Genomic DNA, 23093 nt, shown 5'->3' with positions numbered 1-23093 from the left:
CCCCGGACCCGCCGCCGATAGGCTCCCGGTCATGGGTGCACTCAGGGGACCGCGGCGGTGGGCCTACCAGGCCTTTCGGGCACTTCCCGAGCCCGTGCGCGGGGTCGGCGACACCGTGCTGCGCCGCCGCGCCGAGAACCAGGTGCGTCGCCAGCCCGGCTTCGACCGCGAGGCTGCGGTCCGGCTGGTCATCGGTCCGCTCAACACGGCGGGCCAGGGCGAGCGGTGGGCGCGGGCCGCCGAGACGCTGCCGGGGGTGTCGGCCCGCTCGATGTCCCTGGAGCGGCGCTCCTCCGGGTCCGGCTTCGGCTACGCCAGCGATTGGCATCTCTCGCAGGCGGTCCTGCTCCGAGGTATGGCGCAGCACCGGGCCCGCGTGCTCGGCGCCGAAGGACTACCGCCTGCCACCCATGTCCTGGCCGAGTCCGCCTGGGCGGTGCTCGCCGATCCCTACCACCGGCGGATCCACCAGGACCTGGAGGAACTGCGCGCTGCCGGCATCTCGGTCGCGATCCTGATCCACGGCTCGGAGATGCGGGACCTGCGGGCGCATGCTGCGGCATACCCACACTCGCCCTTCCACGGGGACTGGGACGAGCGGTGGGAGAAGATGCACGCCACGGTGGAACGCACCCGCGAGATCGTCGGAGGGATGGCGGCGCAGGGGGTGGCGTTGTTTGTGCCGACCCAGGACATGCTCGAGCACGTGCCCGGCTCGACGCTTCTGCCGATCACCGTCGACGTGGACCGCTTCTCCCCCGGTGCCTCCCGCGGCCTACTGCTGCGTGCCCGGCCCGTCGTGCTGCACGCTCCCTCGAACCCTCGACTCAAAGGCACCCGCGCTGTCGAGGAGGTGCTGGGGCGGCTGCACCTGGCCGGGATGATCGAGTACCGCCGGCTGAGCGGTGTGCCCAACGCACACATGCCGTCAGCGATCGCCGGGGCAGACATCGTGGTCGACCAGATCGTGCTCGGCAATGTCGCCACCCTGGCGGCCGAGTCGATGGCCGCCGGACGCATCGTGGTCGCGCACGTCGCGGAAGGGGTGCGCGAGCGGCAGCCGGGGCTACCGGTGGTCGAGGCGAACCCGGACACGCTCGAAGACGTCATCCGGGGACTGCTCGAGGACCGGCCGGCCAGCCGCGAGCGTGCCGCGCAAGGTCCGGCCTGGGCACGCGAGCACCACGACGGCACCGCCGCAGCCGCCGCTCTGTCCTCCTGGCTGCTAGCCCCGCGCGCGCTGCCACCAGCGACGCCGCGGCCGGACGTCTGAGGACGCTTCTCCAGGATGCGGGGCCGCATCCTGGACCCCCGACTCGACAGCCCCGGCAGCAGACTCCGACGACGCCGTAGCCTCGCTGGCCAACCGGACCGCCAGTTCCTCCCGGGCGTGCCGCCAGGAAGCCACCATCTCCTCGATGTCCACCCGCCCGACGACCGGCGGCGATCCCGTCCCGCCATAGGGTCGACGCCGATCCGCCAGCACCCGCTCGTTGAAGTCCGCGAGCCGCTCCCGCACGACCGCCTCGTCGACCACCCCCACCAGACTGCCGGGGAAGCCCGCCTTCTCCCGCCGCAGCTGCATCACCCCGGGCATCGCATCACCCAGATCCAGCTGCTCCCGTTCGATCAGCCCCTTGACCCACCAGTCCGGATCGGTGGCGACATCAACATCGCGCAACGGCTTCCCGGCTCCCGGCAGGTCGTCGAAGGCGCCCTGCCGCTGGGCCTGCTCGATCTGCTGGTCCACCCAGTTCGTCACCGCGCGGGCGGTGGTCGCGGGGGTCGGTCGGCGGCGCACCACCCCCTGCTGCTCCAGCTGATCCTGGGCTTTCGCCGCGCCGGGGCGCTCGCCAGGACGGCCCCAGGGCTCGGGCGAGGTGGGTGGGGGCTGGTGAGTCGACATACATGACCTCCGTCCTCCCACTGTAGGTGCCCCGCCCCACCCGCGCCCAGCACACCGGGTTATGGTCGAGATGACGCGGGGTGCCGGACGCACCGGCTGAGATCACACCCGTCGAACCTGATCTAGCTCGTACTAGCGAAGGGAACGTCCATGTCCGAGCATCCACCCACCGTCCCGACCGCCGACGACCTCGGCCGGACGTGGGCGGCGCTGCGGGAGCAGTCACCGCTGGTCCAGTGCCTCACCAATGTCGTCGCCACCCAGCGCACCGCGGATCTCCTGCTCGCCGCGGGCGCGTCCCCGGCGATGGTGGCCAGCCCGCGCGAAGCGGGTGAGTTCGCCCGGGTCGCGGGCGCGGTGCTGATCAACCTCGGCACGCCCTACGAGGAGAGCGCCGAGGGCAAGCGCGCCGCCGTCGCCGCGGCCCGCGAGGTCGGCACGCCCTGGGTGCTGGACCCGGTCGCCGCAGGCGGACTCACCTGGCGCACCGAGCTCGCGCGCGAACTCCTCGCGCAGGGACCCGCGGTCGTGCGCGGGAACGCCTCGGAGATCCTCGGCCTGGCCGGTGGCACCGGTGGTCGCGGCGCCGACAGCGCCCACTCCCCCGACGAGGCGCTGGAGACGGCGCGCCAGCTCTCCCTCGAGCACGGGACGGTCGTCGCGCTGAGCGGGCCGGTCGACCACCTGGTGCACGGCGACCGGCTGGTCCGGCTCACCCACGGGCACGAGTTCCTCACCCGAGTCACCGCGATCGGCTGCAGCCTGGGGGCACTCATCGCGGCCTGCTGCGCCGTCACCGGCGACCCGCTGACGGCCGCTGCGACCGGCACCGCGGCGCTCACCCTGGCCGCCGAGGACGCGGCCCGAACGGCGCGGGGGCCGGGTTCCTTCTCGGTCGTCCTCCTCGACGAGCTCCACCTGCTCGAACCCGAGGCGATCGCGACGCGGGCGGAGGTTGGCTGATGCTCGACCTCACCCTCTATCTGGTCACCGATTCGGGTATGACGCAGCGCCACGGCCTCGACGCCACCGTCCGGGGGGCGGTGGCTGGCGGGGCGAGCGTGGTCCAGCTGCGCGACCCCGACGCCTCCGACGATGAGTTCGTGGCGCTGGGTCGGCTGGTGCTGGGAGCGCTGCGGTCGTCCGGCGTCCCGCTGCTCCTCAACGACCGGGTGCACCTGGTGGAGGCCGTGGGCGCGCAGGGGGCGCACGTCGGCCAGTCCGACCTGGACCCGGTGGAGGCGCGGAAGATCCTCGACCGTGGCGTCCAGGGGGGTGCCATCGGCGACGACGCCCCTCGCCCGTACCTCGGCCTCTCCTGCACCAACCTCGAGCAGGTCGAGGCGGCAGAGCGACTACCGGCCGGGACCGTCGACTATCTGGGGCTCGGGCCGGGCTGGGCGACCCGGACCAAGGCCGACCACAAGGAGCCGCTCGGCGTCGAGGGCATCACCCGGCTCGCCGGAGCGGCGACGCTGCCCACCGTCGCTATCGGCGGCATCGATGTTGAACGCGCCGGACTGCTGCGCGGCTGTGGCACCGACGGCATCGCGGTGGTCAGCGCCATCTGCGCCACCGAGGACCCCGAATCCGCCGCCCGCTCACTCCGAGAGGTCTGGACATGAACGTGACCACCATCCCGCACGCCCTGACGATCGCCGGCTCCGACCCCTCCGGCGGCGCAGGGATCCAGGCGGATCTCAAGACCTTCAGCGCCTTGGGTGCGTACGGCTGCGCGGTCCTGACCGGCCTGACCGCACAGAGCACGCGCGGGGTGAGCGGCGTGCACGGCGTGCCGGCCGGCTTCGTCCGGGAGCAGGTCGAGACCTTGGTCGAGGACATGCGGATCGATGCCGCCAAGATCGGGATGCTGGGCACCGCCGCGGTGGCCGAGGAGGTCGGCGACCTGGTGCGGCGGACCCTGGACTGCCCGGTGGTGCTGGACCCGGTGATGGTGTCCACGGCAGGTTCCCGATTGCTGGACGAGGACGCGATCGATGCCGTCCGCGCGATGCTGCCCGCGGCCGACCTGATCACCCCCAACCTGCCCGAGGCTGCAGTGCTGCTCGGCCTGGAGCCGGACGAGGCTGCCACCGACCTGGCCGCCATGCACGATCAGGCGCGTCGCCTGCTGGACCTGGGCGCTGCCCGGGTGCTGGTCAAGGGCGGCCACGTGCGTGCGGAAGCCGGGGACAGGGCATCCAGGGACACGGCATCCAGGGGCACGGCATCCAGGGGCACGGCATCCAGGGACACGGAAAACGGGGAGGTCGTGGATGTGCTCGCGCTCCCCGGAGGTGAGGTCCACGAGCTCCGCGGGCCGCGTGTGCGGACCGCGAACACGCACGGGACCGGGTGCACGCTGTCCTCGGCGATCGCCGCCCTCCTACCCCGGCGGGACGGCTGGCTCGAGGCCGTCTCGGACGCGCGCACCTGGCTGACCGGGGCGCTGCAGCATGCCGATCGGCTCTCGATCGGCAGCGGCGCCGGGCCAGTGCACCACTTCTACGAGCTCTGGTGAGTGGCGCGCTGGCTCAGCCCAACCGGTGAGGGACCTCAGGCCCCTGTGGTCACAAGCTCCCGACCCAGGGTCAGTGAATCGTCCCACCGCTCCTGGGTCCAGGCCATCTGCCAGAACCGGATCTCGTGGTGGACGCTGTCCTCGTAGGCCTGCGCCATCCGGGCAAGCTCGGCCGGACCGGCCTGCTCGGCCAGGGCGTCCAGGCGGGCGCCGAAGTCCTCGACCAACTGGCGTGAATCCTCGCCGGCGTAGAACTCCCACCAGGGGCGGAACGGGTTGTCCTTCGCCACGGGGTCCTCGCGCTGCTGGCGGTCGGCGGCCCACCAGTAGGTCTCCGGGCAGGGCATGAGGGCCGCCATCAGCACGCCGAGGCTGTCGTGGCCAGAGGCGATGAGGTGGTTGATGTAGCCCTGCGCGGTCGGCGTCATCTCGGGGACCTGGACGTCCTCGTAGTCGACGTCGAAGGCACGGACGAGAGCCAGATGGGCATCCCCCTCGTCGTGCAGCATGAAGCGGATGCTCTCGGTGAACCACTCCAGCCAGTCCCGGTCCGGGCTCTTGGCGATCCCCAGGCCGTAGCAGCGCATGAAGGCGGTCAGGTAGTGGTGGTCCTGGCTGACGTAGTGCAGCACGCTCTCCCGGCTGGCAGTGCCGTCGGCCAGCCCCCGCAGGAAGGGGTGGTCGTGGAACGCCTGGAAGAGGTGGGCGCAGCGCTCCCGCTGCTGTGCGCTGAACGAGGGGGCACCAGATGATGCGGACTGGCTCATGGCTTCCTCCGCGAGGCAAGGGGTGCGCCGAAGCGGCGACACAGCCACGATCCCTCCGCTCGCATGATCGAGATCAGGTTCGACGGGTCGGGACCGCAGTCCCTCTCAGCCTCCCTCAGGAGGCGCCCCGCGTGGCTGGTGTCACCGTAACAAGTGGCCCCTGCCCTCCTGGGCAGGTGGTCCGGAGCCTCCTCAGCCGACCATCCCGTGGGGGTCGATAACGTACTTCTTGGAGGCGCCGGCATCGAAGTCCTGGTAGGCCTCCGGGGCCTCATCCAGCGACACCTTGACCGCGTTGACGGCCTTGGCGATCTCGACCTTGTCGTGCAGGATCGCCATCATCAGACCGCGGTGGTACTTCATCACCGGGCACTGGCCGGTCACGAAGAAGTGCGACTTCGCCCAGCCGAGCCCCAGCCGCAGTGACAGCGAGCCCTCCTGAGCCGCCTCGTCCACGCCACCGGGGTCACCGGTGACATAGAGGCCGGGGATGCCCAGGCCGCCACCAGCACGGGTGATGTCCATGAGGGAGTTGAGCACCGCGGCCGGTCGCTCGACCTCGGCGTCCTCGCCGTGACCGCGCGCCTCGAACCCCACCGCGTCGACACCGCAGTCCACCTCGGGGGTGCCGAGAATCTGCTCCAGCTGGTCACCGATATCGCCCTTGCTGACGTCGACCGTCTCGCAGCCGAAGCTGCGCGCCTGCTCGAGCCGCTCCTCGATCAGGTCGCCGACGACGACCACCGCCGCGCCGAGCAGCTGGGCGGAGGCGGCAGCGGCCAGACCGACCGGGCCAGCGCCTGCGATATACACCGTGGACCCCACACCCACGCCGGAGGTGAGGGCACCGTGGAAGCCGGTGGGGAAGATGTCCGAGAGCATCGTCAGGTCGAGGATCTTCTCCAGCGCCTGGTCACGGTCGGGGAACTTCAGCAGGTTCCAGTCGGCATACGGGACCAGGACGTACTCCGCCTGGCCGCCGACCCAGCCACCCATGTCCACATAGCCGTAGGCGCTGCCGGGGCGGTCGGGGTTGACGTTGAGGCAGATCCCGGTCTTGCCCTCCTTGCAGTTGCGACAGCGACCGCAGGCGATGTTGAAGGGAACCGAGCAGATGTCCCCTTCCTTGATGAACTCCACGCCCGGTCCGGTCTCGATCACCTCGCCGGTGATCTCGTGCCCAAGGATCAGTCCCTCGGGTGCGGTGGTGCGGCCCCGGACCATGTGCTGATCCGATCCGCAGATGTTGGTGGTCACCACCTTGAGGATGGCGGCGTGCGGCAACTGCCGTCCGACATTGTCCGGGTTGACGCCGGGTCCGTCCTGCAGCTCGAAGGTGGGGTAAGGGATCTCCTGCACCTCGGTCTGCCCGGGGCCCATGTAGGCGACTCCGCGATTCGTGGCCATGCTCACTCAACTCCTGGTGCTGCCACCAGTGGGTGACCCGGTCGTCACCACGGTGGGAGCGATCTTCGGGGGGTGCTGTCGAGAATAGGGGCAGGACGAGCTCCGCGCGCGGTGAAACGACTCTGGAACGAGACGTAGATCACATCGGTTGCTGTGTCACCTCAGGCCCCAGGACCACCTGTGCGGCAGCCCGTCCGGTGGCGGCCAGGCTCCGGTTGCGGTGCACCCACTCGACGAGCCTGGCGCGCTCGGCGGGGTCGGGCGAGCCAGCGCGGACGGCGGCCAGCATGGCCTGCGCGACCTGGGAAATGTCATACGGGACAGCGCGGCCAAGATCGTGCTCGGCGACATCCGCGGCGGCCGGTCCGGGGCCCGCGAAGATCACCTGCGTGCCGCAGCCGAGGGCCGCAATGACCTTGGTCGGGTAGGCGAAGTCATAGCCGACGCCGGGCTTGACGCTCACCACAGCCGCGGCCGCCCCCCGCTGCCAGGCCGCCGCCTCCTGCGGCGGGGCGAGGGGGCGCAGCTCGATCGCACCTTCCGGCAGATCGTCCCGGATCTGTTGCAGGACAGGCCAACTGGCCCCCTGCCCCAGGAAGATGAGGCGCGCGCCCGGCTCCTCCCGGACCACCTCGCGCATCGCCTCGGCGAAGATCTCGGCCCCCTGCCACTCCGAGGCGGTCCCGGCATACAGGAGGTATGGCGTGTCCGGCGCCTCGGCGTGGCGCTCGCCGTCGGGGGTGAAGACGTCGGTGTCGATGCCGTTGGGGACCACGGTGACGCGGGCGCGGGGGGCGAGGGCCCGGACCCGCTCGGCGACCCCCTCGGAGACGGCGATCACGTCGCGGGCGCCCCGCAAGGCGAAGAGTTCGACCACCCGCATGACCCGGACGACCGAGGTCGGAGCACCCATGGACGCGGTGGCGTCGGACCAGACATCGGCGGCGTAGTAGACGTAGGGGACGGAGCGGAGGGAGAGCACGGCACGGGCGACGGCGCCGGTGGTCGGCGGCGGCTCGACGACGACTACATCGGGGCGTCGAGCGGTGAGGAGGCGCAGGCTGAGCGGCAGGTCGAAGGACAGATAGGGCAGGTACCCGCGGACATAACCGGTGGCGTCGCGGAGCACGGGCCAGCGGGAGATCTCGGCGCGAGGGGGCGGCTTGGCGGCTCGGCTCCCCCGCAGCGAGGGCGGCACGGTCGTGGTGAGCACCCCTACCCGGGCGGCCCGGTCGGTGAGCGCGCGGACCAGCGCGGACAGGCGGAAGGTCGCCGCAGCCGACTCCGGCGCGAAGATCCGGGTGGCGAGCAGGACGCGCCGGGGCGTCACGGCATCACAGGGTGACGGTGCGGGCGGTGGCTGCAGATTCGAGGATGGCTTCGATGACGCGCAGGGTGTGGACGCCGTCGGCCATCGAGACGATCTCGGAGTCGCGGCCCCACAGCGCGTCGCGGAAGCCTTCCTGCTCCACGCGCAGCGGCTCGCGGCGGGCGAGGGCGAAACGGGTCGAGTCGCCCTCGGAGACACCACGGAAGGCCGAGATCCGGTCCCATTCGCTGCGGACGTCGCCATTGGCCACGAAGGTCAGGTCGCCAGTGAGGGTGTTGGCGATGAAGGCGCCCTTCTCCCCCGTCGCGACCGTCTCCCGGACCTTGAGCGGGGAGAGCCAGTTCACCGTGTGCGACACGATGATCCCGTTGTCCAACCGCCCGGTCGCTACCACCATGTCCTCGTGCTCACGGCCCGAACGGTGGGTGACCTGACCCGAGACGACCGAGTAGTGCGACTGGGCGATCCAGGCAGTCAGGTCGATGTCGTGCGTGGCCAGGTCCTTGACCACCCCGACATCGGCGATCCGCGCCGGGAACGGCCCCTGCCGGGAGGTGGTGATCTGGAAGACCGTGCCGAGCTCGCCGGCCTCGATCCGCTGGCGCATCGCCAGCAGCGCCGGGTTGCACCGCTCGACATACCCGACCGCACCCACCAGGCCAGCGTCCTCGAACGCGCGAGCAACGCGCTCCCCCGACTCCGCAGTCGCCGCGATCGGCTTCTCCACCATCGTGTGCACCCCGGCCTGCGCCAGCGCCAACGCGACCTCCTCGTGCAGGTAGGTCGGCACCGCCACCATCGCCGCATCGATCTCGGCCTCGATCAGCGCTTGCACATCCGGCAGCACCTCCAGATCCCCGGCCACCCCATGCTTGTCGCCATAAGGATCAGCCACGGCGACCAGGTCCATGCCCTCGACCTCACGAATCACCCGGGCATGATGACGTCCCATCGACCCCAGGCCGATCAGACCCATCCGGATCGTGGTGCCCTCGGCGATCGGGCCGCTCACGCGCCAGCCCCCAACACCTCAGCCACGCCGGTCGCGATCCGCTCCAGATCGCTCGGCGACAACGACGGGTGCACCGGCAGCGAGATCACCTCGGCCGCAGCACGCGCAGTTTCCGGCAACTCCCAGGACGGCGCGAACCGCGCCAGGGAGACCAGCTCGTGGTTGGGCGTGGGGTAGTACACACCACTACCGACCTGGTGCTCCTCCCGCAAGGCCTGCACCACCCGGTCCCGCTGCGCACCCGAGGCACCCGCGATCCGGATCGTGTACTGGTGATACACGTGCGTGCACCCCTCCCGCACCGGCGGCACCACAACCCCCTCAATCTGCGAGAGGTGCTCGTCCAACCAGGCCGCGTTGTCCTGCCGGGCCCGGGTCCAGCCACCGACCTTGGTCAGCTGAACCCGCCCGATCGCCGCGTGAATGTCGGTCATCCGGTTGTTCAACCCGATGACCTCGTTGGCGTACTGCTTCTCCATCCCCTGGTTGCGCAACAAGCGCACCCCGCGCGCCATCTCCTCATCGACACAGGCCACCATCCCGCCCTCACCCGAGGTCATGTTCTTGGTCGGATAGAGGCTGAACATCGCGAACGCACCGAACCGGCCCACCGGCCGACCCTTGTAGGTCGCACCATGCGCCTGCGCGGCATCCTCGAACACCTGGATCCCCGCCTCGGACGTCACCGCCTGAAAACCATCCATATCCGCCGGGTGACCATACAGATGCACCGGCATCACCGCCGCCGTCCGATCCGTGATCACCTCCCGCACCGACTCCGGGTCCAGGTTGAACGTGTCCGGGCTGATGTCGGCAAAGACCGGCGTCGCCCCCGTCAACGCCACCGAGTTCGCCGTCGCCGCAAACGTGAAACTCGGCACGATGACCTCATCACCCGCGCCGATCCCCGCCGCCAACAACCCCAGATGCAAACCCGACGTGCCCGAGTTCACCGCCACACAGGTGCGCCCACCCACCAGCTGGTCAGCGAACTCCTGCTCAAAAGCAGCCACCTCCGGCCCCTGGGCGACCATCCCCGAGGCCAGCACACGATCCACCGCCGCACGCTCCTCCTCCCCGATGATCGGGCGGGCGGGCGGGATGAAGGCCTGCTCAGTCATTCGTATCCTCCGTCAGAGTGCCGTTGTGCTCGGTGTAGGTGGTGCCGGACCGCGGGCAGCGCCAGGATCCTGGGTCACCGGTGGGTTCGAGGGGGTGGCCGGACCGGCCGACCCAGCCCACCCGGCGGGCGGGCACGCCGACCATCAGCGCGTGGTCGGGGACATCGCGGGCGACCACGGCGCCGGCCGCGATGGTGGCCCACTCGCCGATGGTCACGGGGGCGACGCACACGGCCCGGGCACCGATGGAGGCGCCGCGGCCGATCGTGACGCCCACGGCCTCCCAGTCATCGGCACTCTTGAGCGAGCCGTCCGCGTTGATCGCGCGCGGGAAGGTGTCATTGGTCAGGACCGCCGCGGGGCCGATGAAGACGCCGTCCGCCAGCCGCGCCGGCTCGTAGACCAGCGCGTAGTTCTGCACCTTGCAGTGGTCGCCCATCTGCACGCCGGTGCCGACGTAAGCGCCGCGGCCGATCACGCAGCCCTTGCCCAGGACCGCCCCCTCGCGCACCTGGGCGAGGTGCCAGACCGAGCTGTCCTGCCCGATCTGCGCGTCCGGTGAGACGTCTGCGCTGTCCACGATGCGTGTTGCCACGGAACTCCTCAGTCGGGTGCGGGACAATGACCGGTATGACCTTATCGCTCCGCCACGAGGACGCCTGGTTGGTGATCCCCCTGTATGACGAAGCGAGCGTGATCGGCGACGTCGTCTCCGCAGCACGCGAGGTCTTCCCCCACATCATCTGCGTGGACGACGCGAGCCACGACGCCTCGGCCGCGGTGGCCGAGGCGGCCGGTGCGGTCGTCGTGCGCCACCCCTTCAACCTCGGTCAGGGCGCCGCCCTGCAGACCGGGATGCGCTACGCGCTCGAGGCGACGGATGCGGCATACCTGGTCACCTATGACGCGGACGGGCAGCACCGGGTCGAGGACGCGGCCCAGATGGTGCAACGTGCCAAGGACGAGGACCTGGCGATCGTCTTCGGCTCCCGCTTCCTGGACGGTCGCACCAAGCCTGGCTTCCTGAAGAAGATGGTGCTCAAGGCCGCGGTCTGGATCACCAACCAGCAGACCGGGATGCGGTTGACCGATGCGCACAACGGGCTGCGGGTGCTGCGCCGCGACGCCGCCGAGCATCTGGACCTCCGGCAGAACCGGATGGCGCACGCCACCGAGATCGTGCTGCAGCTGGGCCGCAGCTCACTGCCCTGGGCCGAGCACCCGGTGCACATCCTCTACACCGACTACAGCCGCTCCAAGGGCCAGTCGCTGATGAACTCTGTGAATATTCTCGTCGACACGATCCTGAAGTGAAGGTGTGAGCGATGCTCGACCAACCGCTGATCAAGGCCCTCCTCATCGTGGCGATCGTGCTCGTCACCACGATGCTGACCCGGTCGACGGCCGGCGCCCGCCACCAGGCGGTGCGACGTCTCCTGCTGGTCGGCTTCGTGGTGCTGGCGGTCGCCGCCATCCTCTTCCCCCGCCTGCTCACCCAGGTCGCCCAACTCCTGGGCGTCGGTCGCGGCGCGGACCTGCTCCTCTACGGGTTGACGGTCTTCTTCTTCGGGTATGTCGCAGCCTCCTACCGCCGGATGCGCCAGATGGAGCAGCAGATGACCGTGCTCGCGCGGGAATTGGCCTTGCGCGATGCCGTGCATGACGCGCGGGAGCACCCGCCGGGCTCGGGCCGCTAGGTGTGCTGACCGGAGACGTTGGTCAGTACAGCTAGCGATCAGTCCTTCTGGACCTTCGCCGCGACCGGTGGCGCGATCACGCTGGTCACCGCCGTCCTGGTGCGACGCTGGCCGGGCCGGACCAACTCCGATCCGGGTGCGGAGCACCCTCAGGCGTGGGGCGCCAACGTGCGGAAGACCTCCGGGCTCGCCGCGGCCAACAGCTGAGCCGGGCGGGAGCGAGGCCCGTAGGCGGGCCCCTCCGGGTCGGCGGTGTCCCCTACGTGCCCGCCGACCTCCTCCATCATCAGCGCACCGGGAACGTGGTCCCAGGGCGCGGTCCCGGAGTAGAGCAGCGCGTCACACTCCCCCGAGGCGAGCTTGGGGTAGTCGATGCCGCAACTGATCCAGCTCAAGGTCATCGGGCCGGCCGGACCGAGATGATCGCCGACGCCTTCCCGTCGTGAGGTCCGGACATCCCAGTCTTCGGGGCGACCGGACGCCGTGACGGCGTCCACCCGTTCGCCATCGCGCCACAGGCCGGCACCCCGCTCGGCCACCCAGGCCACCCCGTGCTGGGGCTGCCAGATCCAGGCCCGCACGGTCCGGCCGTCCAGCACCTCAGCGGCCATCACCGCGTGGTCGGGTGAGCCGTGCACGAAGTTGCGGGTGCCGTCCACCGGATCGACGGTGAAGGCGTGCTCCGCCTCGGTGAAGGCGTCCAGCAGACCCGGCTCTTCGGCATACGCCTCCTCGCCCAGGACCAGCGCCTGCGGGTAGGCCGCGCGCAGGGCCCGGGTGATGAGCACCTCGGCCTCCCGGTCCGCGACGGTGACGAGGTCGCCGGGATGCGTCTTGGCGGTCACCTCGCCCTCGTCCAGGGCGCGGAAGCGGGGGTTGATCACGGCCTCGGCGGTCTCCTGCAGCAGGGTGAGAACGGCCTCCGTACTGAGTCCTGACGTCATGTCCCCCAGCCTTCCATCCCTAGGTCGGTTCCGCCCTCATCCCCCACCACCGACCCACCCGACACCCCGCCTCGACACGAATCGCAGGAATTGGAGGATTCACTTACTACGCGCTATAGTAATGACCGTCAAGCAGTCCCCAAGACACAGAAAGGTCACGGTCATGAGCGAGCGCACGGTTGAGGTTCGGGATGAGCGCACCGTCTCCCACACCTCCCCCCTGATGCAGACCGACATCGTCCGCAGTTCCTTCGCCCGCGGCGCGCTCGCCTTCCTGCGCATCGTGGTCGGCTGGATCTTCATCTGGGCGTTTGTCGACAAGCTCTTCGGTCTGGGCTACTCCACCCCGGGCGAGCGCGCCTGGATCAACGGTGGCAGCCCCACCTTCGGCTTCCTGTCCAACGCCTCGGGCGCCTTCGGCGACATGTTCCAGGCGATGGCCGGCGCCGCCCCCTTCTTCGACTGGCTGTTCATGGCCGGCCTCCTCGGCATCGGTGTCGCGCTGGTCACCGGCGCTGGCGTCAAGCTCGCCGCGATCACCGGCACCCTGCTGGTCTTCATGATGTACCTGGCCACCTTCCCCCTCGGCCAGGAGGGCGCCACCAACCCGCTGACCACCACCCACTGGATCGAGGCCGCCGCGATGATCACCGTGGCCGCGACCCGCGCCGGTGACACCTTCGGGCTCGGCAAGTGGTGGAGCACCATCGTCGGCGACAGCATCCTTCGCTGAAACCAGTCCGCGAGGCGGACACCTGCAGCACCTCGGCCGGGGTGTCGGTGAGAAATCACCGGCACCCCGGCCTTCTGCGTCCCTTCGGCCCCTTCCTCCGGTAGCGTGAGCGCCACCCTCCCAGGAAGGTCGCTGCCATGGTCGACGACAACCAGTTTCTGACGATCCTGCCGCCGGTCCTGGCGATCGTGCTCGTGCTGCTCACCCGCAAGGTGTTGCTCAGTCTCGGTGCAGGTGTGCTGGCCAGCGCCCTGCTGGTGGCCGGGTGGAACCCGCTGGAGACGCTGCGCCTGGTCTGGGAGGCCTTCGCGGTGATCTTCTGGGAAGACGGCGGCGTCAACACCTACTACGTCTACATCCTGATCTTCACCCTGCTGCTCGGTGTGATCGCGGCGCTGATCATGATGTCAGGCGGAACGAAAGCCTTCTCCGACTGGGCGGTCCAGCGGATCCGGACCCGTCGGGGCGCCAAGATCCTGCCGGCGATCCTGGGCATCGTCATCTTCATCGACGACTACTTCAACGCGCTGGCGGTCGGGCAGGTCTCCCGCCCGGTGACCGACAAGCACAACGTCTCCCGCGCCAAGCTGGCCTATGTCGTCGACTCCACCTCGGCACCGGTCGCGGTGCTGGCCCCCTTCTCCAGCTGGGGCGCGAGCATCATCGGCATCATGGCGCCGATCCTGGCCGCCTCGACCTTGTCGGTGAGCGATGTCGAGGCCTTCCTCGGCGCCGCGGCGATGAACTACTACGCCATCGTGGCCGTGCTCATGGTGTGGGTGGTCATCCTCCTCCACGTCGAGATCGGGCCGATGCGCACCGAGGAACGCCGGGCGATCCAGGAAGGGCAGACCTACAACAAGGACGAGACGATCCCGGGCGAGTTGGCCGAGGATCTGCCGGTGCACGAGCCGGGCGCCAAGCGCGCCCTCGTGATCCCCTTCGCCTTGCTGGTCGCCGGGGTGCTCGGCGGGATCGCCTGGACCGGCTACGCCGAGGGCGGAAGCTGGGACATCATCGAGGTCTTCGCCAACACCGACGTCAGCCAGGCGCTCCTCTGGGGCGGCCTGCTCGGCCTGGCCGCGGCCCTCTACTACTACTTCCGCTACACCGCCAGCGACTCCCGCTTCGATGCAGGTGCACTGGCGCAGGGCTTCTGGGAGGGCATCAAGTCCATGCTCCCGGCCGTCACGATCCTGCTGCTGGCGTGGATGCTGGGTGACCTGATCGCCCAGCTCGGCACCGGTGAGTACCTCGGCAGCCTCGTGGAGTCCACCAACCTCTCCCCGCAGTGGCTGATCCCGCTGATGTTCGTACTGGCCGGTGCGATGGCCTTCTCCACCGGCACGTCGTGGGGCTCGTTCGGGCTGCTGCTGCCGATCGCCGGTCAGATCATGAACAACGTCGAGGGCGGGCCCGAGTTGTTGCTCGCCGCCTTCGGTACGGTCCTGGCCGGAGCGGTGTGGGGCGACCATTGCTCCCCGATCAGCGACACCACGATCCTGTCCAGCACAGGTTCGGGCGCCAACGTGATCACCCACGTCACCACCCAGTTGCCGTACGCGATCGCTGCCGCGATCATGGCGCTGATCGGCTACGTCGTCTTCGCCCTCACCGGCAGCGGCCTCATGGGTCTGTCGGTCACCCTCGCCGCCCTCGCCGCCTTCGGCATCACCGCCCGTCTCGTCCTCACCCCGCTCGAGAGCGAGATTCCCGACGAGGACCAGGCCGACCGGATCGGCACCAGTTCACCCGAGCCCGCCTGACCCACTCTCGCTTCACCCAGGTTCGCTGACCCACTCTCGCTCCACCAGGTCACCCAAGTTCGCTGACCCACTCTCGCTCCACCAGGTCACCCAAGTTCGCTGACCCACTCTCGCTCCACCAGGTCACCCAAGTTCGCCTGACCCTTCCGACCGGGGCGCGCCCAGCGCAACTTTCGAACGTGCACAACGTCCCGTATGCCGCGGCCCACCTGGGACTTTGCGTGCAACTGATCCGTTGTGCACGTTTGACTGCCCGACCTGTGGCGGGCACGTGGGGCGATCAGTCGATCTGCAACTCCCCCATCGCGTCCCAACCATCACCCTCCACCTGACGGGAGATGATCTTCGGGGTCGCGGTGAGGTGTGGACGCATCGCCTCGATGCCCTCGGAGAAGTGCGGGCTCTCGACGTGGGCAGCAGCACCGTCGTCGGTGAAGCCTTCGACGAGCACGAACTCGTTTGGTTCGTCGACGCTGCGCGACCACTCGAAGAACAGGTTGCCATCCTCTGCACGCACCGCGCTGGTGTAGTCGGAGACGACCTCCATCCAGGTGTCGACCGACTCGGGCTTGACCGGGAACTTCACGACGATGAGGTACATACCTCCATCGTTGTCAGACCCTCACGCCCGGTCAAACGCAGACGGCGCCGCGCGTCCGGTCGCCCATATCAGCGACATACCGCACGTCCGGTGACGGATCTGGGCGACATCCCGCGCGCCCGGTCGCCCATATCAGCGACATCCCGCGCGTCCGGTCGAGAGGGAGGGGTCAGGTCAGCTGCCCCCGTTGCTCCCGCCGCTCTCGCTGCTCCCGCGGCTCTCGGCGCCCTCGTCCAGGGCGTCGATGGCGGCGACGTCGGCGGCGAGGTCGCGCTCGAGGCGCTCGCGCTGCTCCGGGGTGAGGTGCAGCACCCGCAGGCCGACGCGGACGTCTTCGGCCACCTCGCGGGCCTGGTCCACCCGGATCAGCCCCAGGCGCACCGCGTGGGCCGCAGCGCCCGCGTAGGTGTCAAAGACGTGCACACCCTTCTGCGCCCACGCCTCCCGCGCGGCCTCGTCCAGATCGGTGACGTTGTGCAGCAGCGTCCCGACGATGTGGTCCGGGTCGAGCCGGTGCATCTCAGCCCCCACATCGCCGTCGGCCTGGCCGCTGTCGCCGATGAAGACCATCCGCGCCTCGGGGAAGAGCAGGCGGTCCCGATCCATGTTCTCCAGCTTGCGGTCCTTGATCGCACCCTTGGTGTGCAGGTTCAGGAAGGACCCGCCCATCACCGAGTGCGGCGGCAGCCCGAGATAGGACAGCTTGCCGCGGGTGTACTGCTCGATCAGCCCGCGCGGACCACCCGGCCGCGCGGTCACGAAGGTCAGGTCACCCGGGCGGCCCGGCTCCTCGGCAGCACCCTTGTCCAGCTTGGTCAGCAGCGACACCACGCCCGGGTAGATCGTCCCCCGCGGATACCTCCGGTCGTGGATCACGCACTTGACCGTGTCGTCGATGTCGGACAGGACACGGATGTCGCCGCCCCGGTTGTCGCCGGCCTCTTCGGCGATGTGCTCCAGCAGCCGGTCGGACAGGTCCTCGTCGAGGTCCTCGAAGACCAGGTGCTCCAGGTCGTGGTAGTCACCGGTCGAGTTGAGGAAGTTCTTGAGGGTGTCGAAGTCCTCGCCGGTGTGCCGGGTCAGCACCTCGACGATCGCTTCCTGCGCGTGCCGTGAGGTCCTGCCGCGGTGCATCGCCGAGACCACCTGGGCGATCGAGTCGAGCGACAGCTCGTCGACCCGCTCCCGCAGCAGTAGGTCGACCGCCTGCGGCCGGTGATGCAGGCCGGTGCGCCGCATCGAGGCGAGCACCTTGGGCAGGTCGACCGTCTCGATGATCTGGTCCAGCGAGCCCTCTGGGGCTTCGCGAAGCATCTCCAGGATCCGCCGCCCCGCGCGCGGCGAGGTCAGCAGACCTTGGGAGATGTGGCCGATCTGGGCGGCGATGGCGCGCAAGCGGGTACTCCTAGGTCGGTGGCCCGGCGACGCTCAGCGCGCCGGGCTCGAGGGTGATCGTCGCCTCGACGATATCGGGCACCACGTCACCGTCCACCTGGACCGCCGTCGGCTCGGCGGGCCGCACCACGAGCTGGCGGCCTACCTCATAGCGCAGCGCCGGATGTCCCGTATGCCGTGCGCCCCACCCCACGCGCGCCACCTCGGTCCAGTCCCGCAGGTGCCGCGGGGCGACGAGAGCGATGTGCAGCTGTCCGTCGTCGGGGCGTGCCCCCGGGACCACCCTGGCCCGCATCGGCAGCCGGGCGCTGTTCACCGCCAGCACGCTCCACACCTCCTCGGAGCGCGCGGCCTGACCGTCGATCACCAGCGTGACCGGGCGCCCCGGCCGCGACAGGCGACGGATCCCCGGCTCCAGATAGGCCATCCAGCGCAGCCGTTTCTTCAGCGTCGGACTCATCGCCGCCACCGTGTCGGCGTCGTGCCCCAGCCCCACGACCACCAGGAAGGGTTGGTCGGTGACGCCACCGTGCACGCCGGTCAGCGAGGCCCGACCGAGGTCCATCGGCCGCCCACGCGCCGCGACCGCGAGGCGCGCAGCCGCGGCGAGGTCTCCTCGCGGCAGTCCCACGCTGCGCGCGAACAGATTGGCGGTCCCCACCGGCACCACCCCCAGCACGGCCTGCTCGGGCGCGGCAGCCGATCCTGGTTCCTCCACGACGCTCTCGTCACGCGGCCCCCGCTCGCCCAGCACGCCTGCCACGTGCCGCACGGTCCCATCTCCCCCAGCCACCACGACTCTGCGCACCCCGGCGGCCAGCGCCTCCCGCGCCTGCCCGGGCCCGGGGTCGGCGACGGTGGTGGGGAGGACGAGAAGCGACATACCGTGGGCGCCGCAGGCAGTCTCGATCGCTGCCCGGGCGGGGGCGGACCGCCGCGAGCTCGGGTTCAGGACGAGCGCGACCTCGGGCACGGGTGGGCTCAGGCGGAAGCGAGCACGCCGGACAGCGCGCTGGCGATCGGGTCGGCGGTCAGGCCGATCCGATCGAGCACCTGGCCCCGGGATCCGTGGTCCAGGAACTCATGGGGTATGCCGTAGGCGTGCACCGGGATCTGCAGCCCGGCCAGGGCCAGGCTCTCCTCGACCCGGCCTGCGATTCCGCCGACCAGGGCGTCCTCGACGACGGCGACCCGGCGAGCGCCGCGGGCGAGGTCCACGAGGTCATCACTGATCGGGAGCACCCAGCGCGGGTCGACCACCATCACGCGATGGCTCTCTGCGTAGAGCTTGTCGGCGACCTCGAGCGCGGTCTGGGCCATCGCGCCGATCCCGACGAGGAGCAGGTCGATCGGCTGGTCCGCGGCGTCCTCGTCGACATCGCGCAGGATGTCCACGGTGCCGTGCCGCCGCACGGCGTCCACGGTCTGGCCGACGCTGCCCTTGGGAAAGCGGACGACCGAGGGACCGTCGGCGATCTCCACGGCCTCGCGCACCGCGAGCGCCACCTGCTGCCCGTCCCGGGGTGCGATCACGTGGATGCCGGGCACCATGCCGAGCAGCGTCAGGTCCCACATGCCGTTGTGGCTGGCGCCGTCGGTGCCGGTGATCCCGGCCCGGTCGAGCACGAAGGTGACCCGCTGGCGGTGCAGGGCGCAGTCCATGAGCAGCTGGTCGAAGGCCCGGTTGAGGAAGGTGGCGTAGATGCAGACGACCGGGTGCATGCCCGCGTAGGACAGTCCGGCGGCCATCGCGACCGCATGCTGCTCGGCGATCCCGACGTCGAAGACGCGCTCGGGATAGCGCTCGGCGAAAGGCTGCAGACCGACCGGGATGAGCATCGAGGCGGTCAGCGCGACGATGTCGTCGCGCTCCTTGCCGAGTCGGACCAGCTCGTCGCTGAACTCATCGGTCCAGGCACGGCCGGAGACCTCGAGCGGCAGACCCGTCTCGGGGTTGATCTTGCCGACCGCGTGGAAGCGGTCGGCCTCGTCGGCGGTGGCCGGGTCGTAGCCGTGCCCCTTCTCGGTGATGGCGTGCACGAGCACCACGCCGCCGAAGTCGTGGGCGCGGCGCAGCGCGGTCTCCATCGCCTCGGTGTCGTGGCCGTCGACGGGGCCGAGGTACTTCAGGCCGAGGTCCTCGAACATGCCCTGCGGGCTGACGATGTCCTTGAGGCCCTTCTTCATCCCGTGCAAGGTCTCGTAGACCTGGCGGCCGACGACCGGCGTGCGCTGCAGGGCCTTCTTGCCCCAGGACAGCACCTCCTCGTACTCCTGCGTGGCCCGCAGCGAGGCGAGGTAGTCGGCCATCCCGCCCCGGGTGGCGGCATACGAGCGCTCGTTGTCGTTGATCACGATGATCAGCGGCAGGTCCCGATGGTCGGCGATGTTGTTCAGCGCTTCCCAGACCATGCCGCCGGTGAGGGCGCCGTCGCCGATCACGGCGACGGTGTGCCGGTCGCGCTCGCCGCGCAGCTGGCGTGCGGTCGCGATCCCGATCGCCCAGGACAGCGAGGACGAGGCGTGCGAGTTCTCGATGACGTCGTGGTCGGACTCGGCCCGGCTCGGATAGCCGGACAACCCGCCCTGCTGACGCAGCGTGGAGAAGTCATGCCGGCCGGTGAGCAGCTTGTGCACGTAGGAGATGTGACCGGTGTCGAAGAGCAGGGTGTCGCGCGGGGAGTCGAAGACCCGGTGCAGCGCCAGGGTGAGCTCGACGACGCCGAGGTTGGGTCCCAGATGCCCACCGGTGCGCGAGACGGACTCGATGAGGTAGTCACGGATCTCCTGCGCGAGCTGGTCCACCTGAGGTCGCGACAACCGCTTGAGGTCGCTGGGTCCGGTGATGCTGCGCATGAGGGGCACGGTCGTCCTCCGGGTCGGCGGCGTCGGCGATGAACCCGCTCAGTCTACGGCCCGACCCCTGAGAGGTCGCTGCGAGCGGCGCGGCCACTGTGCTCGCTAGGCTCGAGAAGCCGTGGCGCGCAGAGGAGTCACGCGCACGACCCGTGACCTGCTCGGCTTCGTCGACGGCACCGAGAATCCGACGGTGCCAGCCGTCGTGGAGCACACCGTCTTCGTCGGCGCTGACGACATCTACGCCGGCGCGAGCTATGTCGTGATCCAGAAGTACCTCCACGACCTCACCGCCTGGGAGTCCCTGCCGACCGAGGAACAGGAACGAGTCATCGGTCGCCGCAAGCTGAGCGACATCCAACTCTCCGATGAGGCGCTCCCGAGCAACTCCCACGTCGCCCTCAACACCATCCAGGACGAGAACGGTGTCGAGCACCAGATCCTGCGGGACAACCTGCCGTTCGGCTCGGTCTCATCCGGCGAACTGGGCACCTTCTTCATCGGCTATGCCGCTGACCCTCGCACCACGGAGTTGATGCTGGAGCGCATGTTCGTCGGCCACCCGCCCGGCAACTACGACCGCATCCTGGACTTCTCGACCGCCACGACCGGGTGCCTGTTCTTCGTGCTTCCGGCCGCCTTCCTGGACGACCCCACCCCCTTCCTCACTGCTGCCCGCGCTGCATCCTGACCGTTCCACCTACCCACCCCCTCACTCACCCGACTGTTCACCACCCCCTCACCGCAGCGGCGCCCGCAACCGCAGGGCCTCCAGCAACAACCCCGCCGAGCGGTGGTTGGCGCGCAGCCGCAACCCCTCGCGCGCCAGCGAGTCCAGCACGTCCCCGATGCTGCCCGGCGGCAGCAGTGGGCCCAGCTCGGGCCGGACGTCCCGCCAGGCACCGCGCATCGCGTCCAGCTGCGCCTCCAGATGGCGGTGCGCCACCCAGGCCAGCGCCGCCGGGTGCTTGCGCCAGGCGCGATAGCCCCGGTAGTCCGCCGGGCACTGGTCGAGCAACCAGGACACGGCTGCCTCCTCCCAGCCGGGCACCCCGGCCGGCGGCACCCGGTCCGGCCAGCCCGGCGGTCCACTCGACATGCGAACAAGTGTACGACCCCCCACCGACAGGCGTGACGGTATACCGGATCGGGGGCACCACGGACTGCTCAACTTCTGCTACGACACGTCGTCGTGGCACGATGTCCCGCATGAGCGCCGCGAAGATCGACAAACTCGAGCGCAAGGTCTACGAGGCTGAACTGCTCCGGCTCCAGGGCGAGCTGGTCAAGATGCAGGAGTGGATCCGGGCGACCGGCACCCGCCTCGTCGTCGTCTTCGAGGGGCGCGACGCGGCCGGCAAGGGCGGCGCGATCAAGCGCGTCACCGAGTACCTCTCCCCCCGGCAGGCGCAGATCGTCGCGCTGCCGACCCCGACCGAGCGGCAGAAGTCGCAGTGGTACTTCCAGCGCTACGTCGAGCACCTGCCCGCCGCCGGTGAGATCCGCCTGTTCGACCGCTCCTGGTACAACCGCGCCGGCGTCGAGCGCGTCATGGGCTACTGCACCCCCGAGGAGCACCGCCGCTTCCTGCGCCAGTGCCCGATCTTCGAGCGGATGCTCATCGAGGACGGCGTGCTGCTGCGCAAGTACTGGTTCTCGGTCTCCGACGCCGAGCAGGAGCGCCGCTTCCGCTCGCGCCTGGAGGACCCGATGCGCCGATGGAAGCTCTCCCCCACCGACCTGGAGAGCCTGACCCGCTGGGAGGACTACTCGCGCGCCAAGGACGAGATGTTCGTCCACACCGACATCCCCGAGGCCCGCTGGAATGTCGTCGAGTCCGACGACAAGCGCTCGGCGCGGATCAACATGATCGCCCACCTGCTCTCCACGATCCCCTATGAGGATGTCGAGCAGCCTGAGCTGGAGATGCCCGAGCGGCCCGAGTCGACCGGCTACCAGCGCACCGCGCGCTCGCTGCAGCAGGAGGTGCCGGACCACGCCGCAGCGGTCGGAGCTTGCGAGGGCAAGCCGGTGCAGCGTCGCCGGTTCCGCGAAGACATGGGCTGAGCCGACCCCGGCTCACCCCACCCTCGGCTCACCCCACGCCCACCCGTATGGCGTTTCGCCAGGGGTCCTCGAAGGTCACCGTGCGTCCGTCGTCGGCGGTCGCGATGCCGTGGTACTGCATCCGCTCGCTCACCTCGCCCACGTCGTCGGCGGTGGGCAGCACGATGTCGACCTGACCCAGACCCAGGGCGGGGAAGCGCGGACCGGCGCCGCGCGAGCGCCAGACGTTCATCGCCATGTGGTGGTGGTAGCCGCCCGCGCTGACGAAGAGCGCCTGGCCCTGCCACTCGGCGGTGATGTCGAAGCCCAGCCGGTCGACATAGAACTCCCGGGCCGAGGCGATGTCACCCACCGACAGATGCACGTGCCCGACGACCGCCTCACCGGCATCGGGCTGGCGCCGGCCCTCCTCGGTCAGGTGCTCCTGCAGGAAGGCATCGGGGTCCAGCAGCAGGTTGTCCATCTCTACCCGCCCGTGCACCCAGGACCAGGCGCTGCGCTCGCGGTCCCAGTAGAGCTCGATCCCGTTGCCCTCCGGGTCCTCGAAGTAGAAGGCCTGGCTGACCAGGTGGTCGGCGCTGCCGACATAGGGCGCCCGGTGGCGGGCCATCGAGGCGACCGCCGCGGCGAGCTCGGCCTGGGTCGGGAACAGGATCGCGGTGTGGAAGAGCCCGGCCGAGCCGGCCGGCGCGTGCCTCAACTGGGGCGTATGCCGCAGCACCACCACCGGCGTCACCCCTCGCCCGAGCGTGGTGACGCCGCCCTCCTCGGCGAGCACCTGGAGCGTCACCACGTCGCGATAGAAGGCGGTCATCCCGGCGAGGTCAGCGACATCCAGGGTCACCGGCCCCATCGCGGTGTCCGCAGCGAGCCGATCAAACGTCTGTGACATGTCACCTACTCTACCTGACATGTCACGCAGCTGACCAGCCGCTCCCCCGTGCCCTCAACCCAGCCACCTCACGGCGCC

General features: G+C 70.0%; 24 protein-coding genes and 2 riboswitches. Of the genes, 10 read left to right on the top strand and 14 right to left on the bottom strand.

Annotated elements, in window-relative coordinates:
* The first annotated feature begins 31 nt into the window (after positions 1-31).
* A complete protein-coding gene (locus tag ACQBAT_RS07195) occupies positions 32-1273 on the top strand; it encodes a hypothetical protein (protein ID WP_420745824.1) in 1242 nt (413 codons plus the stop codon).
* Here the strand turns inward: ACQBAT_RS07195 and ACQBAT_RS07190 are convergent.
* Positions 1226-1906 carry a DUF1992 domain-containing protein gene (locus ACQBAT_RS07190; RefSeq protein WP_420745825.1) on the bottom strand — a complete coding sequence of 227 codons (681 nt, stop codon included), beginning with the start codon at positions 1904-1906 and terminating at the stop codon, positions 1226-1228. The two genes, ACQBAT_RS07195 and ACQBAT_RS07190, sit on opposite strands and share 48 nt — an antisense overlap.
* A gap of 66 nt (positions 1907-1972) precedes the next feature.
* Positions 1973-2068, top strand: a riboswitch (TPP riboswitch).
* Here ACQBAT_RS07190 and thiM point away from each other — a divergent pair.
* From thiM to thiD, 3 genes are all read left to right on the top strand, one after another.
* Positions 2057-2869, top strand: coding sequence for a hydroxyethylthiazole kinase (gene thiM / locus ACQBAT_RS07185; protein ID WP_420745826.1), 813 nt, complete (start codon positions 2057-2059; stop codon positions 2867-2869). It overlaps the preceding riboswitch by 12 nt.
* On the top strand, positions 2869-3531 hold the full coding sequence (thiE, locus tag ACQBAT_RS07180; protein ID WP_420745827.1) for a thiamine phosphate synthase: 663 nt from the start codon (positions 2869-2871) through the stop codon (positions 3529-3531). The genes thiM and thiE overlap by 1 nt, the downstream gene beginning before the upstream one ends.
* Positions 3528-4427, top strand: a complete 900-nt coding sequence (gene thiD, locus ACQBAT_RS07175; protein ID WP_420745828.1) for a bifunctional hydroxymethylpyrimidine kinase/phosphomethylpyrimidine kinase — start codon at positions 3528-3530, stop codon at positions 4425-4427. The genes thiE and thiD overlap by 4 nt, the downstream gene beginning before the upstream one ends.
* 35 nt (positions 4428-4462) lie before the next feature.
* Here the strand turns inward: thiD and tenA are convergent, their stop codons facing one another.
* From tenA to ACQBAT_RS07145, 6 genes are all read right to left on the bottom strand, one after another.
* A complete protein-coding gene (gene tenA / locus ACQBAT_RS07170) occupies positions 4463-5194 on the bottom strand; it encodes a thiaminase II (protein ID WP_420745829.1) in 732 nt (243 codons plus the stop codon).
* Between the two features lie 32 nt (positions 5195-5226).
* A riboswitch (TPP riboswitch) is annotated at positions 5227-5334 on the bottom strand.
* Positions 5335-5386: 52 nt separating this feature from the next.
* Positions 5387-6601, bottom strand: coding sequence for a formaldehyde dehydrogenase, glutathione-independent (fdhA, locus tag ACQBAT_RS07165; RefSeq protein ID WP_420745830.1), 1215 nt, complete (start codon positions 6599-6601; stop codon positions 5387-5389).
* A 139-nt stretch (positions 6602-6740) separates the two neighbouring features.
* On the bottom strand, positions 6741-7931 hold the full coding sequence (locus tag ACQBAT_RS07160; RefSeq protein ID WP_420745831.1) for a glycosyltransferase: 1191 nt from the start codon (positions 7929-7931) through the stop codon (positions 6741-6743).
* A gap of 4 nt (positions 7932-7935) precedes the next feature.
* Positions 7936-8907 (bottom strand): Gfo/Idh/MocA family protein, encoded by a 972-nt coding sequence (locus ACQBAT_RS07155; protein ID WP_420746198.1) that lies wholly within the window; start codon positions 8905-8907, stop codon positions 7936-7938.
* 32 nt (positions 8908-8939) lie between these two features.
* A complete protein-coding gene (locus ACQBAT_RS07150) occupies positions 8940-10064 on the bottom strand; it encodes a DegT/DnrJ/EryC1/StrS family aminotransferase (RefSeq protein ID WP_420745832.1) in 1125 nt (374 codons plus the stop codon).
* Positions 10057-10659 (bottom strand): acyltransferase, encoded by a 603-nt coding sequence (locus ACQBAT_RS07145; protein WP_420745833.1) that lies wholly within the window; start codon positions 10657-10659, stop codon positions 10057-10059. The genes ACQBAT_RS07150 and ACQBAT_RS07145 overlap by 8 nt, the downstream gene beginning before the upstream one ends.
* Before the next feature lie 35 nt (positions 10660-10694).
* On the opposite strand from ACQBAT_RS07145, the gene ACQBAT_RS07140 reads away from it, so the two are divergent.
* Both ACQBAT_RS07140 and ACQBAT_RS07135 read left to right on the top strand, forming a co-directional pair.
* On the top strand, positions 10695-11378 hold the full coding sequence (locus tag ACQBAT_RS07140) for a glycosyltransferase family 2 protein (protein ID WP_420745834.1): 684 nt from the start codon (positions 10695-10697) through the stop codon (positions 11376-11378).
* Positions 11379-11389: 11 nt separating this feature from the next.
* Entirely contained in the window at positions 11390-11761 is a 372-nt protein-coding gene (locus tag ACQBAT_RS07135; RefSeq protein WP_420745835.1) for a DUF2304 domain-containing protein, read from the top strand.
* 149 nt (positions 11762-11910) lie between these two features.
* Here ACQBAT_RS07135 and ACQBAT_RS07130 read toward each other — a convergent pair whose 3' ends face one another.
* A complete protein-coding gene (locus ACQBAT_RS07130) occupies positions 11911-12705 on the bottom strand; it encodes an inositol monophosphatase family protein (RefSeq protein WP_420745836.1) in 795 nt (264 codons plus the stop codon).
* A 163-nt stretch (positions 12706-12868) separates the two neighbouring features.
* On the opposite strand from ACQBAT_RS07130, the gene ACQBAT_RS07125 reads away from it, so the two are divergent.
* Positions 12869-13438 carry a DoxX family protein gene (locus ACQBAT_RS07125; protein WP_420745837.1) on the top strand — a complete coding sequence of 190 codons (570 nt, stop codon included), beginning with the start codon at positions 12869-12871 and terminating at the stop codon, positions 13436-13438.
* 137 nt (positions 13439-13575) lie between these two features.
* Entirely contained in the window at positions 13576-15204 is a 1629-nt protein-coding gene (locus tag ACQBAT_RS07120; protein ID WP_420745838.1) for a Na+/H+ antiporter NhaC family protein, read from the top strand.
* Between the two features lie 280 nt (positions 15205-15484).
* Here ACQBAT_RS07120 and ACQBAT_RS07115 read toward each other — a convergent pair whose 3' ends face one another.
* The 4 genes from ACQBAT_RS07115 to dxs form a co-directional block, all read right to left on the bottom strand.
* The gene (locus tag ACQBAT_RS07115) at positions 15485-15805 is read right to left on the bottom strand and encodes a putative quinol monooxygenase (protein WP_420745839.1); all 321 of its coding nucleotides are present in this window, start codon (positions 15803-15805) and stop codon (positions 15485-15487) included.
* 174 nt (positions 15806-15979) lie between these two features.
* A complete protein-coding gene (locus tag ACQBAT_RS07110; protein WP_420745840.1) occupies positions 15980-17200 on the bottom strand; it encodes a hypothetical protein in 1221 nt (406 codons plus the stop codon).
* 10 nt (positions 17201-17210) lie between these two features.
* Complete coding sequence (locus tag ACQBAT_RS07105; protein WP_420745841.1) at positions 17211-18173, bottom strand: diacylglycerol/lipid kinase family protein; 963 nt, start codon at positions 18171-18173, stop codon at positions 17211-17213.
* 8 nt (positions 18174-18181) lie between these two features.
* Complete coding sequence (dxs, locus tag ACQBAT_RS07100) at positions 18182-20065, bottom strand: 1-deoxy-D-xylulose-5-phosphate synthase (protein ID WP_420745842.1); 1884 nt, start codon at positions 20063-20065, stop codon at positions 18182-18184.
* Between the two features lie 112 nt (positions 20066-20177).
* On the opposite strand from dxs, the gene ACQBAT_RS07095 reads away from it, so the two are divergent.
* Entirely contained in the window at positions 20178-20747 is a 570-nt protein-coding gene (locus tag ACQBAT_RS07095) for a Dyp-type peroxidase (protein ID WP_420745843.1), read from the top strand.
* Between the two features lie 48 nt (positions 20748-20795).
* Here ACQBAT_RS07095 and ACQBAT_RS07090 read toward each other — a convergent pair whose 3' ends face one another.
* Entirely contained in the window at positions 20796-21155 is a 360-nt protein-coding gene (locus ACQBAT_RS07090) for a hypothetical protein (protein WP_420745844.1), read from the bottom strand.
* A gap of 110 nt (positions 21156-21265) precedes the next feature.
* Here ACQBAT_RS07090 and ppk2 point away from each other — a divergent pair, with 110 nt between their 5' ends.
* Entirely contained in the window at positions 21266-22123 is an 858-nt protein-coding gene (ppk2, locus tag ACQBAT_RS07085) for a polyphosphate kinase 2 (protein ID WP_420745845.1), read from the top strand.
* 28 nt (positions 22124-22151) lie between these two features.
* Here the strand turns inward: ppk2 and ACQBAT_RS07080 are convergent, their stop codons facing one another.
* On the bottom strand, positions 22152-23015 hold the full coding sequence (locus tag ACQBAT_RS07080) for a VOC family protein (RefSeq protein ID WP_420745846.1): 864 nt from the start codon (positions 23013-23015) through the stop codon (positions 22152-22154).
* Positions 23016-23093: the final 78 nt, after the last annotated feature.

The sequence above is a fragment of the Ornithinimicrobium pulveris genome (genome assembly GCF_050261105.1).
Lineage (GTDB): Bacteria > Actinomycetota > Actinomycetes > Actinomycetales > Dermatophilaceae > Ornithinicoccus.
Note: the sequence above shows the minus strand (reverse complement) of the source record. Positions and strands in the feature narration are given on the sequence as shown.